General features: G+C 57.2%; 16 protein-coding genes and 1 pseudogene. 6 read left to right on the forward strand and 11 right to left on the reverse strand.

The genetic code is table 11. The annotated features are described in order from the left end of the window. Together EV691_RS22350 and EV691_RS24050 are read left to right on the forward strand one after the other, a co-directional pair. Positions 1-134, forward strand: a pseudogene (locus EV691_RS22350) (IS1595 family transposase); the annotation flags it as partial. Positions 135-876: 742 nt separating this feature from the next. Continuing rightward, positions 877-1,371 carry a hypothetical protein gene (locus EV691_RS24050; RefSeq protein WP_242672643.1) on the forward strand — a complete coding sequence of 165 codons (495 nt, stop codon included), beginning with the start codon at positions 877-879 and terminating at the stop codon, positions 1,369-1,371. 84 nt (positions 1,372-1,455) lie between these two features. Here EV691_RS24050 and EV691_RS22365 read toward each other — a convergent pair whose 3' ends face one another. The 5 genes from EV691_RS22365 to EV691_RS22385 all read right to left on the reverse strand — a co-directional run bounded on the left by EV691_RS22365 (position 1,456) and on the right by EV691_RS22385 (position 4,969). Continuing rightward, complete coding sequence (locus EV691_RS22365) at positions 1,456-1,923, reverse strand: hypothetical protein (protein WP_131301501.1); 468 nt, start codon at positions 1,921-1,923, stop codon at positions 1,456-1,458. A 363-nt stretch (positions 1,924-2,286) separates the two neighbouring features. After that, complete coding sequence (locus EV691_RS22370) at positions 2,287-2,592, reverse strand: type II toxin-antitoxin system RelE/ParE family toxin (protein ID WP_131301503.1); 306 nt, start codon at positions 2,590-2,592, stop codon at positions 2,287-2,289. Next, a complete protein-coding gene (locus tag EV691_RS22375; RefSeq protein ID WP_039804324.1) occupies positions 2,580-2,852 on the reverse strand; it encodes a CopG family ribbon-helix-helix protein in 273 nt (90 codons plus the stop codon). The genes EV691_RS22370 and EV691_RS22375 overlap by 13 nt, the downstream gene beginning before the upstream one ends. Before the next feature lie 14 nt (positions 2,853-2,866). Beyond that, positions 2,867-3,097, reverse strand: a complete 231-nt coding sequence (locus EV691_RS22380; protein WP_131301504.1) for a helix-turn-helix domain-containing protein — start codon at positions 3,095-3,097, stop codon at positions 2,867-2,869. A gap of 93 nt (positions 3,098-3,190) precedes the next feature. Beyond that, positions 3,191-4,969: a MobA/MobL family protein gene (locus EV691_RS22385; protein WP_242672644.1), complete on the reverse strand. Its 1,779-nt coding sequence runs from the start codon at positions 4,967-4,969 to the stop codon at positions 3,191-3,193. A gap of 215 nt (positions 4,970-5,184) precedes the next feature. Between EV691_RS22385 and EV691_RS22390 the strand changes: the two genes are divergently transcribed. Further along, positions 5,185-5,616: a conjugal transfer protein TraD gene (locus EV691_RS22390; protein ID WP_131301508.1), complete on the forward strand. Its 432-nt coding sequence runs from the start codon at positions 5,185-5,187 to the stop codon at positions 5,614-5,616. Between the two features lie 465 nt (positions 5,617-6,081). Here EV691_RS22390 and EV691_RS22395 read toward each other — a convergent pair whose 3' ends face one another. The 6 genes from EV691_RS22395 to EV691_RS22420 all read right to left on the reverse strand — a co-directional run bounded on the left by EV691_RS22395 (position 6,082) and on the right by EV691_RS22420 (position 10,402). Then, on the reverse strand, positions 6,082-6,327 hold the full coding sequence (locus EV691_RS22395; RefSeq protein WP_131301510.1) for a hypothetical protein: 246 nt from the start codon (positions 6,325-6,327) through the stop codon (positions 6,082-6,084). Positions 6,328-7,816: 1,489 nt separating this feature from the next. Then, positions 7,817-8,551 (reverse strand): replication initiation protein, encoded by a 735-nt coding sequence (locus EV691_RS22400; RefSeq protein WP_165496609.1) that lies wholly within the window; start codon positions 8,549-8,551, stop codon positions 7,817-7,819. A gap of 222 nt (positions 8,552-8,773) precedes the next feature. Then, complete coding sequence (locus EV691_RS22405) at positions 8,774-9,070, reverse strand: hypothetical protein (RefSeq protein ID WP_131301514.1); 297 nt, start codon at positions 9,068-9,070, stop codon at positions 8,774-8,776. 2 nt (positions 9,071-9,072) lie between these two features. Next, complete coding sequence (locus tag EV691_RS22410) at positions 9,073-9,702, reverse strand: ParA family protein (protein WP_131301516.1); 630 nt, start codon at positions 9,700-9,702, stop codon at positions 9,073-9,075. Positions 9,703-9,794: 92 nt separating this feature from the next. Continuing rightward, positions 9,795-10,079, reverse strand: coding sequence for a helix-turn-helix domain-containing protein (locus tag EV691_RS22415; RefSeq protein ID WP_131301518.1), 285 nt, complete (start codon positions 10,077-10,079; stop codon positions 9,795-9,797). Beyond that, positions 10,076-10,402 (reverse strand): type II toxin-antitoxin system RelE/ParE family toxin, encoded by a 327-nt coding sequence (locus tag EV691_RS22420; protein ID WP_131301520.1) that lies wholly within the window; start codon positions 10,400-10,402, stop codon positions 10,076-10,078. Before EV691_RS22420 ends, EV691_RS22415 begins: the two co-directional genes overlap by 4 nt. A 383-nt stretch (positions 10,403-10,785) precedes the next feature. Here EV691_RS22420 and EV691_RS22425 point away from each other — a divergent pair, with 383 nt between their 5' ends. From EV691_RS22425 to EV691_RS22435, 3 genes are read left to right on the forward strand one after another with little or no spacing between them, the layout of a single operon-like run. Then, on the forward strand, positions 10,786-11,400 hold the full coding sequence (locus tag EV691_RS22425) for a recombinase family protein (protein WP_131301522.1): 615 nt from the start codon (positions 10,786-10,788) through the stop codon (positions 11,398-11,400). A 57-nt stretch (positions 11,401-11,457) separates the two neighbouring features. Next, positions 11,458-11,718: a type II toxin-antitoxin system RelB/DinJ family antitoxin gene (locus EV691_RS22430; RefSeq protein ID WP_090624944.1), complete on the forward strand. Its 261-nt coding sequence runs from the start codon at positions 11,458-11,460 to the stop codon at positions 11,716-11,718. After that, positions 11,705-11,986, forward strand: coding sequence for a type II toxin-antitoxin system YafQ family toxin (locus EV691_RS22435; RefSeq protein WP_090944064.1), 282 nt, complete (start codon positions 11,705-11,707; stop codon positions 11,984-11,986). Before EV691_RS22430 ends, EV691_RS22435 begins: the two co-directional genes overlap by 14 nt. The last annotated feature ends 1,583 nt before the right edge of the window (positions 11,987-13,569 follow it).

The following is a 13,569-nucleotide window of genomic DNA, read 5'->3' on the forward strand; positions in this document are numbered from 1 at the left end:
TAGCCACCAAGTACCTGACCCATTACCTGGGATGGCGCCGCCTGCTCGAGCGCTACAAGACGCCGCTCAATCCATTGATTTGCTTGAGGGAGGCGTTGGGGCGAGCAGCCATGCAACAGCTAACTCAGACATAGCCTTTTATTTTCTAGTTCCAGTTGCGCTAACCGGATTAAGCATTTGGCTTAGCGCGTTTTTGGGAAAAGATGAGTTTAGACATGGAGATTTAAGCAGTATTGAGCATGCCAATAATAGCTTCTTACCTAGCTATTTAGGATACTTTTTCGTTGCCTTGAGTATTAGTAACCGTGAGACGTTAGTATTTGTTTATGGTGTGCTGTTCATATTTACGCTGCTATCACAGGCACTTTACTTTAACCCGCTTTTCTTACTTTATGGTTACGAGTTTTATAATGTTACCACAAGAAATGGAGCTACAATTTTTCTAATTAGCAGAAATAAATACAAACTCCCCGATGACATTGCTATTCCTGTAGCATATAGAATTAATAATTATACGTTTATTGAGCGAGGATAAGTTGTGGATCATGTTTTGGTAAGAGTGAAAGGGTTAAGAAAGAAACCTATTTTAAAGTTGATCTCTGACCATACGCTTTTTGATAATATTGACTTGAATAGTTACTCATATGTGGAGTACAGTCCAGATCACAATTTGGATGAGGATTCGTGGTTTAAGATTGAAAGCTTTAGTTCAAAGTCATTTTGTATTGATATGCTAAAGAGTCAGTTTGACTCAAAAAATTACGATGATTTGAAAAGGGATCAGTTTTCGAAAATAGCTTATCTCTGCGCAGTACAAAATGGAGATTTTTTTTCCAAAAAGTCACTCCGTCTTTGTTTGTGCGAAAAAAGACAATTATGTTTGGTGAGTTAGCTGTAGTGGAGTCAGTTAATAATAGATTAGTAGTAAATAGTCAGCCCGATGCTATTTATTTTACATCAGACGACCTTCTAATCTTTAGAGATTTGGCAGCGATTTCTAGCATATTTAATGGAATTGATGAGCTGTTTAAAGAGGCAACAAATGAGGAAGTGCAGCAGTTCTTAGATGAGTCATTTATAGTTCTTGCAGATGGATACTGTACAGATAAAGTATCTAAGCCGAATAGAAAACGAGTTGCTCTCGCCATGGCTACTTTATCCGCCATGTCTGACCAAGATAAATCAGAAATACTTTCATACATTACTAAATACTGCGGTGAAAAATTAGAATCTGGCAATGATGGTAAGTTTAAGATATCTACAGATACTCAATTAAAGTTATTGATCTACGGGATCGAGCAGAGATTTTATACGACACCACTTGGCCAAGAAAAGCGCATAGCAAATTCAGTTCAAAGCTTTGACTCTTAATAGGTGCTGTAGGTATCGATAACTCTGTAGTTCTGCATTACAAAGCGTCACGAATTGCGATGTTTTGTAATGCGTTTAACCAAATCATCTGCAACTCGCTCTTTTAGCGATATGTTTAATGCAAGTATTTACTGCTGCTTCGTGGTTTGATTTTATGTTCCCTGCTTTGATTTTATTTCTATTGAATTCTTGCTCTGTTTCGTTGGCGTCTGAACTTGATCTGTATCTTTCAATCTGATCAAGTCCCCTATTGAGCGAATCAACCTCGTTAAAAAAATTTAGAATTGATTCTGTTTCTGAGTTTGTTAGCTTCCCTGCCGCTAAGATTATTGGAATTGAGCTTTTATAGATAATTGTTGGGAGTCGGTATAGTGGAGATTTAACCTTGTCGTCAAGGTAGGTACTTGCAAGTTTGTTGCAATAATCAATCTCAGCCATAAGTGCTGAAAAATTTGCGAGATATATTTTTCGATCTCTGTATAAACTGATAGCAGTTGTTATAATACTGCCGACAACTACTCCAATTAATATCGGTATTGCTTTATCTAGCATGCTGCCGGCCTCTTTCTGAAGAAATTTATATAAGGTCAAAAGTTAATTATAGAATCAACAGCATTGACGAACTGCCAGTTGCTTCGTTCAGTACCCTGCTTCTTTCTGGTGCCGGAAGGGGTCGATTCAGAAAATCGCACGTTAAGCCGTTGGCAGGCGGCCTTGCTCGCAAACGTTCATTTTCGAGAGGGCTTCGTGAGAAAGCAGCCCGCGCCAGTGCTGGCCTTGCTCGAGTAATTCTCGAAAATCGCTCTCGTAATGGTGTGCCGCCAAAGCCGAGTTTCGAGAATCACTGCAATGTGACATCCAGCAGCAGCTATTCGACGCAAAGCCGCGCCGTTACTGGGTGATGCACTCCTTAGCTTAGCGTGCTTTAAATTCCGTTTTCTGAGGCGACCCCCGGAAGGCCAAAACGTACACGGCATCATCCGCAGGCTCATGGCGGTAGAGCGTGACATAGCCAGAGTCGCCGAAGGCTATGACCAATTCACGTAGCTCTGGCAGCTCAGGGAACGGGCGCCCTATGTCCGGGCTTCTCTCCAAGCGTGCAAACTGGCGTTCAATGGCTTGACCCGCTCGTCTGGCTACCTGTGGGCCTTTTTTGGCCAGGAACAGGCGGCAGCGCTCCAAACCTTGTACTGCACCTTCGGTGACGACTACTCGTGGCACTCAGGCACCGCCGTTTCTTCTTCCTTGCCCCAGGTGTTGAGCCATTCCCGCGTTTCTTGGCCCGTCAGATGCCGTCCGGTTTCCCGGTAGGCAGCCCAAGAGGCCAAAGCCTCCTGCTTGAAGCTCTCGCGAGCCTCCTCGCGCTCGACGTACTGCGCGATTGCCTCGCGCATGATCCAGTGGGCTGAGCGCTGCCGCTGGCTGGCCAGATGCTGGATGCGGGCTTTCAATTCATCGTCGATTTTGATCGAAGTCGCCATGGGACCCTCTTTTATTACCAGGTATTACCTTTTGATAAGGTAACATCATCCGCATGACTTGTCGCTGAATCGCCCCCCTCGGGGTCTGCTTCTTGAGCCATGCCCCGAGCCCTGGCCACCACCCTCATCGCCTTGACGATATAGTCCGCATCGCCCGTTTCCAGAGCATCAGCGATGAAAATTTCTACTGCTTCGGCGCAGTCGAGCGCCTTGGCAGGGTCGTACTCGAAAAATTCTTCCGTCATGGGTTTCCTCGTCTCGATGCAGCCGCCGTGGGGGCGAGGGCTTCAGCCGTCGCGCCCCAAGGCGGCCGACAAGCGTAGCGCGTCAGATCCGCCCTACCGGCTCATACCGTGGTCCCGATCATGCTCGGGGCCGTGCTTCACCTGGGCCATCTGCTCGGACAGCCGTAGGCGGTTGGCCGGGTCTTTTGCCAGCCGTCCCACCAGTTTCTCGGCCACGTAATCGCGCTGCGCTTCTTGGGGCAGTGCCGCCAGCCCTTCGACCAGCGTCCGCACCTCCTTGACGGCGGGGTCATGCAGTGCCTGAAGCTTCTTGCCGCCCTCCGTCCAGCCATGCCCGCGACAGCTCAGCAGAGCAGCCATGCCACGCAGTTCGCGCACCAGTAACCGCGCCTCGCCCTCAGCTTGTCGCTCTTGCTGCGCCTGCACCTGTTTCTCGCGCTCGGCGTGCTCCAGGGTAGCCATACGCTGCTCCAAAGCCCGGATGCGCTCCTGGGCTGGCTCTAGCGCCTGCGCGATACGCACGGCAGCGGCATTGCGCGCCCAATCGGTAGCCTCTCGGGCGCGCATCGCTTGCGGGGCAACCTCCAGGTACTGCTCCTGGGCCTGCTCGATCACCTGGGCACGCTCATCCAGGTAGGACGACCGCACCAGCCCGGCGTCGTGCGCCTTGGCCCGCAGCGGGTGCGCCTCGCGCCACTCCCTCGCCTCGCGTCGGGCCTGATCCTCGCGGGCCTGCGCCGCCTTAGCCTGCCCGACCAGCACACGCGCCGCCTGGGCGGCCTCGATCACGGCCGGAGCGCGCTCTACCAGCTCGGCCAGGGGCGCCGGCCGCTGCCGCTCGATCTCGACACGCAACTCGGCCGCGCTCATCCGTTCGATGCGCCGCTGTTCCTGCTCCTGGCGCAGCTCGGCGGCCAGCCTCTCGCGCTGAGCTTCCCGCTCCCGCTCGCGGCGCTCGCGCTCCTGGGCAAGCTGCTGGCGGAGCGCCTCTGCCTCGGCAAGCGCCTTCTCGCCCACCTCGGCGCGCATCCTCTGAATCAGCCCCTCCAGCCCGCGCTGCTGCTCCTGGGCCTGCTGACGGCGCTGCCGCTCGGCCTCCAGACTGAGTACCTCGGCGCCGGCATCCGGCACCACGCGGCGCAGCTCGACAGCGGCCTGGGCCACCTCAGCGCGGGCGGTGCGAAACTCGATCACCTGGGCGCGGCCTTCGCCTCGCCAGGCGCTCGGCAGCTGCTTGCGTTCCGGCGCCTGGCCGGTCTGCCGCTCGGCATGGCTGCGCATGTCGATCCGCTCGGCCAGCCCGGCGCGCTCCAAGTGCGCGTTGCAGGCAGCTTCCCACCGGCCACGCAGGGCCATCAGATCGGTCTTGCGCTCGGCGGCGGTCAGGGTCTGCCCGGCGTGCGGGCCGTAACCCTTGCGCGCCCCGCCCCGTTCCGGGTGCTTCGCGTTGTAGCGCCGGAAATACTGCTCGGGGTCGCGCTCGATACCGTCGCATTGCCGCTCGCTGAACATCAGATGCGCGTGGGGCTGTTCGCCGCCATCGGCGGCCTGGGGGTTGTGGGTCGCCCACTGGTAGGCGTGACGGTCGCCAATCTCTTGGCGTACAAACTCGCGCACCAGCTCAATCCGCTGCCCGGCATCCAGCTCACGCGGCAGGGCAATTTCCATCTCGCGGTAGGTCGTGCCGTTGGCCCGCTCGAACGCATCGGCAGCACGCCAGAACGCCAGCGGGTTGGCCTGCGCCCACAGCGGCATGTTGCCGGCCTCGGTCGCTTCCAGCCTCTCGCCCTTTTCCAGACGCTTGGCGTACTCGCCTTCGCGGGCGATATAGGCAGCATGCGGCCCAGCCTTGCCGGCCTTGCCTACCTTCATACTGAGTCGCGCAATCGCCATGCTGCTGTGCCCTTCGCTCTGAATTTTCGCGCGCGCGAAAATGCTTTGGCTTTTGCCCCCGGCAGGGCGCGCGTTTCTCGGCTTGCCGAGAAACAACTAAGCGCGCCTTCTGTTTTACAGAAGGATACAGCGGACGGTGCTAGCCTGCCAGAATGGCGATACACTCGGGACTCAAATGGTCTAGGAGATACCCGATGCACGACGAATGGCTGACGAGCCGGATTGCCTACCTGCGTGGCCTGAAATCGCCCAACGATCAACAGCGGCTGTTGCTGCTCCTGGCCGAAAAACCCGAGCGCACCAGTGACGACAACCGCAAGCTCTCGGCCCTGGTGAAAGCGGAGAAGGCCGCCGAGCGCGCACAGAAGGCCAGGGCCAACGCGGCACGCATCGTCAATGCCGAAAAAGCCGCCGAACGCAAGGCTCGCGACCGGGAGCTATACCAGTCGGCCGGCTTGCTCATCCTGGCCGGACTGGTCGATACCGGCACAGGCTCGCCCACGCTCGACCGGGGCGAGCTTCTGGGGGCGCTCCTAGGGCTGTCCAAGGTGGCCACCGACGACCCCCGCCGGGCCGACTGGAAGCGCGCCGGGGATACCCTACTGGCCGAAAGGGCACGCAAGTGATCCGGGTTCAAGAGGAACCGGAACTGCGTTTTGACCCTGACGTCAGCCGCGGCCGTTGACCGTCTTCGTGACCCGAACGCCTAGGGTTCGACTGCTGACCCAGGTCAAGCTAGAGGAGCTGCGCCGCGACATGGCCGACGTGAGTGCCTGGATGCGGGCGGAGCTGGCCAAGCCTCGCGCCCTTTGCGGCGTTCAACCGGTTGCTAGCCCGCGAGAAGCGCTCCGTTGCTCCCCCAAACCCCGCCGTACCGCTCAGCCGAGGCGAGAAGTTGGCGGTAGCCCTTGACTTAAAAATGATAATCATTATCATGTGATTCACTGATCGCAGGATCAGCGGTAACTGACAGGGCGGCTACTCATCAGGTTATCGACTTATCAGGCTCATTCACGGTGTTTGACCCGGCTCTGTCGGGTCTTTTCTTTTGGGGGGACTCTCATCGCCCATTCGGCGACCTGAGGCGCCCCTTACTCCTCCACAACCTTAGCGGTCTTCGCCGCCGTGGCAGGGGATCGCTTCTCGCCCTTCTGGCTGACCATCAGCAGGCGGCGCAGCTCGGCGGCCTCCTTCGTCACCGCCTTGGCGCCGTCGATCTCGCGGGCGGTGGACTCCAGGCGTGCCTGGGCGGCCTGTTCGGCGATCCGGGCGTTGGTCGCCTCGCGATTGGCCTTCTCCGCCGCCTCACAAGCCCCCCTGAGCGGTTTTCTTGGCATGGCCTAGGCCGTCTCCTACCAGATCATCGCTGCGCGCGCGCTGTGTGGCCTCCTGGGCGGTCAGGACGGCGGCCTGCTGTTCGACCTGAGCCCGTCCTTCCCGGCGGCGCCAGGGTTTCGGTTGTTCTCGATGCCTCCAGCCGCCTCGATCCCCTGATTACCTGCTCTGGCAGCCTTGCAGGCCGCACAGGCGTTGAGGTCGAACGCCAAGGGGGAAGGCCGGCGACCCGCCCCTTCAGGGGCATGAACAAGCGGCCGCCAGAGGCGGCCCCATAGTACGCCGCACGCACGCGCGTGTTTTTACTTTTCCCTTTTAAAACCTTTTCGGCCCTCTGGAGGCCGCGTAATTCGGGGCTTCCAGCCTTCATATGTGGACGGATTGGTTGTTTTTATGGACTAAAGGCGGAAATTGGCACGCTTAACGCTGGTGCCTGACCTGGGATCGGAACGTTTTCCGGGATCTGCGCTGGGAGGGCCTGTAAGCGTCGCGGAGTGCGTACCCTAGGAAACCCCATACCCAGCCACCCAAACGGCTCTCCTGGAGCCTCCTGGAGGCCTTGGCGTCGATGTGCGGCCGGTGGCTAGCTGTAACGACCTGCATTCGAAATGTGGCAAACCTGCATTAATGGCACTCATGAGCCAGGATTAACTGCGACTGGCAGTATTCGCGAGCCGAGATTGATTGCGAATGAACCTGCAAACGACGTGCGCGGCCAACATTTGTCGTTACCCGAACCAGAATTAACTGCGAGTAGCGGAGCGTCCAGAATCCCAATGGATAGCGGCGAAGATGGACGCTGAAACATGTATGCCATACCTGGAACGGCCAGGCGCACCGCGCCCTGGCCGACGCCCTCGCCCGCACAGCGTCTGGCAGTGGCTGCACGCTCAAACGCTCTCGAACCCAGCGTGACGTTTGACCTGCTTTTTCCGCCTGGCTGATCGACCAGCGGGGCAATCCTCCCCACTGCCGCCGCTGAATGGGGGGTCCGATTCGGCGTGGAGAACCTGTCTCGCCTGCCGTGACGTTTGACCTGCATCCCCCCACAGTGCCGCCAGGACCACCGCCTGACGCGCTGCGCTTGTCGGGCATCGAGCACTGCGGCGCTGCGCAAGCGCAGCCCCTCCGCTGGCTCGACGCCTGGCCAGGCATTTCGTGCTCTTGCCGTTGCTCTGGGCTGGTTGTGTGTCCCCTTGGGGCCACAATGAGGAACGAGAGGTCGGGCCGGGAAGCGCGCTGTGCGCGCCCTGGAAGCCGGGCCGCATGCGGCCCGACATAGCCCTGGGGAGGGGGAGCTGCGCAGCGCTCTTGCCGTCCAGGCTTGTGAGCTTGAGCGTTTTTTCTTGTTTTTTCTTGTTTTTAAAACCTTGTTTTTAGGTGCCTTGGAGCCTTAGTGCCACGTGGCTTTCAGCGATTAAGTAGCTAAAGATTCCGGGTCGAAGTAGCTAAGGATTCCGGGTAAGTAGCTAAGGATTCCGGGTTGAAAAGCTAAGGATTCCGGCTGTTATCCACAAGACCGGGGAAATTGAGCTTCATTTGCTCATCATCCCTGAACTTAAAGGTGAGTCGATTGATTGCTCGTCCCTTTTTCTCGGTTTTCAGCTCGACCAGGAGGCCGCTCTTCTCCCGAAGCTCAGCAATCGCGGGGTCGATCACCTTGAGCTTGAGGTTGCTGTACCGCTCATAGGATGGGCCAAGCTCAAGCAGCTCACGAAACTCGGCGACGCTGACCGCGTAGAACCCCGTGCTTCTGAACTGTTGCAGCAGCTCAAACAGCCGGATGGAGTGCGTCGAAGTCAGATCAGCGATCCGCTTGAGTTCGTAGGTGGTGAATCGCTGGTTGAGGTGGACCAGATAGGGCTGCACATGGACCGTGAAGAACAGCTTCGTTTCGCCCCCTCCGTCGAGGTAATCCACGCGATCTACCCAGCGGAAACGGCTCTTATAGCGGCCATCGAAGGTTTTGATGTCCCTCTCGTAGAGGGCCGATGTCGCCTCCTTCAACGCCTCATAGGCGTGTTTCAGCGGAATCCCGTATTGCTCTGAAAAGTCCTGGGCAGTGATAGAGATGGGCCGCGGCATCGGCTTGCGCGGATCGATCTGCGAGATTGCCGCCAGCAACAGGCGCTGCTCGTTCAGGGTGAGTTTGTACGCGGCCATCACGAGGTCATTCGACTTCGTGACGTTTTTCCTTGAGCCAGGCTCGACCGTAACGCTCTTCATTAGACTAAACCATGCCATTGATTTAGCTTGATGCTAAACAGCTAAAAGCAAATCATCAATTAGTCATTTAACCCGGAATCTTTAGTCAAGTGGAATCGCTTGACATTAGCCGCCAGGCCTCAGTACTGGCGCGGCCTGCGGCTGATTTTCAGGGTGTACTTTCTGGTGCCTAAACCGCATGGATGCTAAAAAGCATGCTTCAATCTTGCTGATATATTGATGCTACCTTGATTCTTTTAAAGCCTCATAAGCGTCGAGCGCCCTTTCCAGGACTTCGACCAGCAGCAACCCATCGCGCTCGGCGATATCGCGTAGCCGACCATCGAAATCCGGGCTGACGCGGGTAGCGAATGGCAGTGTCCTGTGGGTCTTTCGCGCGCTACGGCCGTCTCTACGAGGCCTTGGCTCGGCTTGTGGCGTGGCAGGGGCTACTTCGGGGGCAGTGAGGTTCTGGCTAGCCTCATCGGGCGAAGGCGGGGTACCGAGCTTGCTCTTCTTCAGCTTGGACAGGTCGGCCATGGTCATTCTCCGATTCGATCGATCAACGATTGCAGCAGTGCGTCGGCTTTCGCGTTTAGCCCGACATAGCGAGTCTCTGTGACGGCCCGCCCCTCGTTCTGCGCCTGACGGTAGGCAGGCCTCTCGAACAGGCAGCCGGACAGGACTGCATAGCCAGCCTCTTCGAGGTACGCACGCGCCGCCGCCTCCTCCCCTTCAGTGCCGATACGGTTCAAAGCGAAAGCAAGCCGCTGAGCCGGCACGCCGGCTTTGACTAGGGCATGAAATTCCCTCACTGCGGGCCGTAGATCATCGAGAGAAGCGCCGGTCGGCTGCACGACGATGCTCGCCGCCTTGGCAATCTCCAGGGTGGCCTGACTGGTACGTGCCGGACCGTCGATCACCAGCAGGTCGAAACCATCAGCTGCTGCCAGTGCTTGCGCCGCAGTAGCGAAGGCTTCCACCGAGACGACCGGCTCTAGCCCAACGCTAAGGCGCACCCGGTGCCAATCGACTGAAGTTCCTTGCTGCGTATCTAGGTCGGCCACCTTCACCCTCAGCCCCCCCGCTGCGGCTTCGCGTGCCAAAGCACGGGAGAGCGTGGACTTACCCACCCCCCCCTTCTGACTCACCAGCGCCACCACTGTAGCCATACGACTCTCCATATATGTTGCAGCAATCTAGCAGCAAGATAGCTCCATTAATAAAAAACCGCAGACGGACACAAAGTCCGCGCGGGCAGTGGTTATGCGGCCATGCTCAACTCAAGGTGTACATGCAGGCCAACTGCGCTCGCGTAGCCGACCAAGGCATCGATGCTGAACTTCTGGATGCGGCCGTGTTTCAGGTCGGAATACCGTGGGCGGGTGATCCCAAGGCGTGCAGCCTTCTCGGCATCAGTGCCCGGCAGCTGTTCCAGGAACTGGTTGAGCTTCATCAGCAGGGCGGAGCGCACCTTCATATTCTCGGCCTCAGCCGGGGTATCCTCGATGGCATCCCAAACGCTGGCGAATGTCTGCTCGGTGGTCATGGTGATTCCCTCTTGAGGTCGCGCAGGCGGCGGACAGCAAGGTCGATGTCTGCCTTGGCCGTCTGTTGGGTTGTCTTTCGGAAGCAGTGCAGCACCACAACAGCGTCACCGACATTGGCGACGTAGATGACGCGGAAGGCTCCACTCTCCTCCCGGATACGGATCTCCCGCACGCCGAGGCCGATGCTCTTCATCGGCTTCCAGTCATCAGGATTGAGGCCGTTCTGTACACGGTCGAGCTGGTGGCCAGCCTCCCGCTTGGCATCCATGGGGAACTCGCGCAGCCTGTCGAGCGAGTCGCCAACGAACCGGACTGCCTTCATTCCTACCCCTTCTTCCTAGCCGGTGGCGGGCATCGCTCTGTCCGCCGCAGTGTTATCAAAAATAATAACAGCTTGATCGCAGCCACGCTAGATTGCCCACACACGCTCACGGAAAGATTAAATCTTGCTTCTTTCTTGCAGCAAGATTTATGACCGCGTGTAGGTCAATACCCATGGCATCGCGAACCTTGAGCACTGCGGGGGTTGAACCGCCAGCATGCCGAGCCTCTGCTCGGATACCCAAATCAGCGCATATCACTTAGGGTATACCTTAGCTGATACAGGCTGATTCGGCCTTTTCGGGCTTTATTTCCTTTTCTGATACGTCCAAAGTGCAACAACATAAGGTGAAACACTCAAACTGATACAAAAAGGAAACCGCCATGTTCGTTCGTGCCTACCTCCGCGCCTCGACCGATGAGCAGGACGCCACCCGTGCCCGGGCCGCCCTGGAACAGTTCGCTACCGAGCATGGCCGCCCTATCGCTTGCGAGTACCTGGAGAACGCCAGCGGCGCTAAGGCCGACCGGCCCGAGCTGCTGCGTCTGCTGAAGAACGCCAAGAAGGGGGACGTGCTGCTGGTGGAGAGCATCGACCGCCTGTCTCGCCTGCCGACCGATGACTGGAACAAGCTCAAGGCCGCCATCGACTCCAAGGGGCTGCGTATCGTCGCCCTCGATCTGCCGACCAGCCATCAGGGCATGAAGGACACCAAGGGCGACGAATTTACCGACCGGATGCTCTCTGCCATCAACGGCATGATGATCGAGATGATGGCCGCCATCGCTCGCAAGGACTACGAGCAGCGCCGGGAGCGGCAAGCCCAGGGGATCGCCAAGGCCAAGGCGGAAGGTGCCTACAAAGGCCGCCCGGTGGATGAGGATCTGCACAAGCGTGTGCGCGAGCTGCTGGCCGCCGGCCTGGGCATTCGCGCCACCGCACGGCATGCCGGCTGCTCGACGACCACCGTGCTCAAGATCCGCGACCAAATAGGTTGAAAGGCATCATTCTATCTAGGCTACACTGTGGCTACAAACAACCACCGAGGAACTGATATGGCTACCGATACGGTCGTGCGCGCCCGCGTGGACGAACGAGTGAAGGAGGAGGCTACCGTTGTGCTCAAGTCCATGGGGCTGTCGATGACGGATGCTATCCAGATGATGCTGATCCGCGTCGCCGAGGAGGGACGGCTCCCGTTCGAGCCACTGGTGCCCTCCCTGGAAACCATCGCTGCTGCGCGGGAAGCGCGCGAGGGGAACCTCGAAACCGTGACCCTGGACGATCTACGGGCGGCGATCCGTGCGGACGATTAAGCAAACCAGCCAGTTCAAGCGCGACTTGAAACGCGAAGCAAAGGGGCAGTACCGGGCGACGCTGGAGCAGGATCTGATGCCAGTCATCGAGGCCCTGGCGAAGGACGTTCCGTTGGATATCCGGCACCGCGACCACGCGCTGTCCGGTAACTGGAAGGATCACCGTGACTGCCATATCAAGCCGGATCTGGTGCTTCTGTATCGGAAACCGGACGACGAAACGCTAGAGCTGATTCGCCTCGGCTCGCATAGCGAGTTAGGCCTCTGATACGCCCCATCCATACTGCGTTCTGATGTACTGCGTGTCCGTCATGGACATGCAGGTATCGGCTCTGCGCGCGCGAAGGAGTGTCCATCATGGACTGTTCTTCAGCAGCATCGCCGGCTTCTTCTTTTCTGCTACTGCCCACGGTAGCGCCTTCCCCCTCTCCCACATCCCTCTGCCCAAGGCATGCCCGCTTCGCTGGCCTGTGCTGATCAGCATCGAGGATTGTCCTGCCAGCAAGAAGCCATTTCCCACTGGCAGGACAATCCAGACGCATAGGCCGGGAGAGGGATGCGAACGTGGTAGGGGATGCGATGGGAATCACCAGCAGGAGCAGCATGCCACGCCGGGGCACAGCGCCCCCTGAGCGGTGGAGGTGATGAGCGATCCGCTCACACCCCAGGAGGTAGCCAGAGCAAAATATTTTTGCCATGCAAAAATTCTTTTGAATGTTTCCGCATGCGGCCTGTCTAGCCTATAAGGTGTGTATTCTCGAAGGTGCGTGGCTCGCACGAGTACCCTTTTCCCTCCTCATGCGGAGGGATTTTTTTGCATTGCAAAATGCCGCTATAGGCCAGTAGGTAGCCAGGCCGTTCTCTCCCTGTAAGCCATTGCCTACAGCAGATCGGGCGTTCGCCCAATAGGAGCGAGACGGCTACCGGCGTAGATTGAATCCCACAGCGACGTCGACGGATCGACACCGGCTGACCAGGATGGTCGCCAAGGACAGTCGCAGGATGCGGCTTCATCAGGATGATGAGTCGACGGAAGAGAAGACGACGTAAAACAAAAACGGCGAGGCTCACCCCCCTCGCCGTTTTTGTTTGTGCGCGCGGGAAAAGCGTCTCCCGAGGCGGTCCGCGGCCTACCGCTCCGCGCACAATACCGCCAAAACCAGCGTGCCAGAGCCTCGCCTGGGGTGGAGGGAGCGCTGGTCCCACAGCATTGCCCCACAACGGCGCCCGTCCGGGAGGCGTCAGGCCCGGCTGTCGCCGTTTGGGTAGGTTTGAATTACCGATACGAAAAGCGCACTTCCAACACCTTGGAGGCCGCATGCCTTCGCGCCCTGCAGCGTAGCAGCTGGCGTACACCCTATAATCACGTATGCGAAGGGTGATAGCGCGTTTTGCGCGCTGTTCCAAGGGGCTGAGGCTTCTGGCGTCACTAGTTATCGGGAAAAATCAAAGATTATTTCCCATTGTATTGCTGAATTAATATTGATTAATATCGTAGTATTTTTATACTTCAATGTAGGCATACACATATTGCAGTCCGTATAAAACTATTAAAACGTTACTAGTGTATATACATGGAAGAATAATGAACTTTGCGTTTCGAGTGCTTTTAACATTTAATGCCACCTCTTTATTGGTGATAGTCTTTTTAGTCCAAAAGGGTTATGGCATAGATCACTTTTTTAACGGTTGCTCTTGGCTTACCGAGCTTCCGAATGCAATATCGTACACTTTTTATTTGGCTATGTCTGAGTTAGCTGTTGCAGCAGGCTAAGCTGATCATGACGTCTCCGCATGCGGGAGGTGGATCATGAAAGCGAGTCAGTTCACGCGATGGATCGCTCAGCTCTC

This window comes from Azotobacter chroococcum (assembly GCF_004339665.1).
In the GTDB taxonomy this organism is placed as follows: Bacteria; Pseudomonadota; Gammaproteobacteria; order Pseudomonadales; family Pseudomonadaceae; genus Azotobacter; species Azotobacter chroococcum.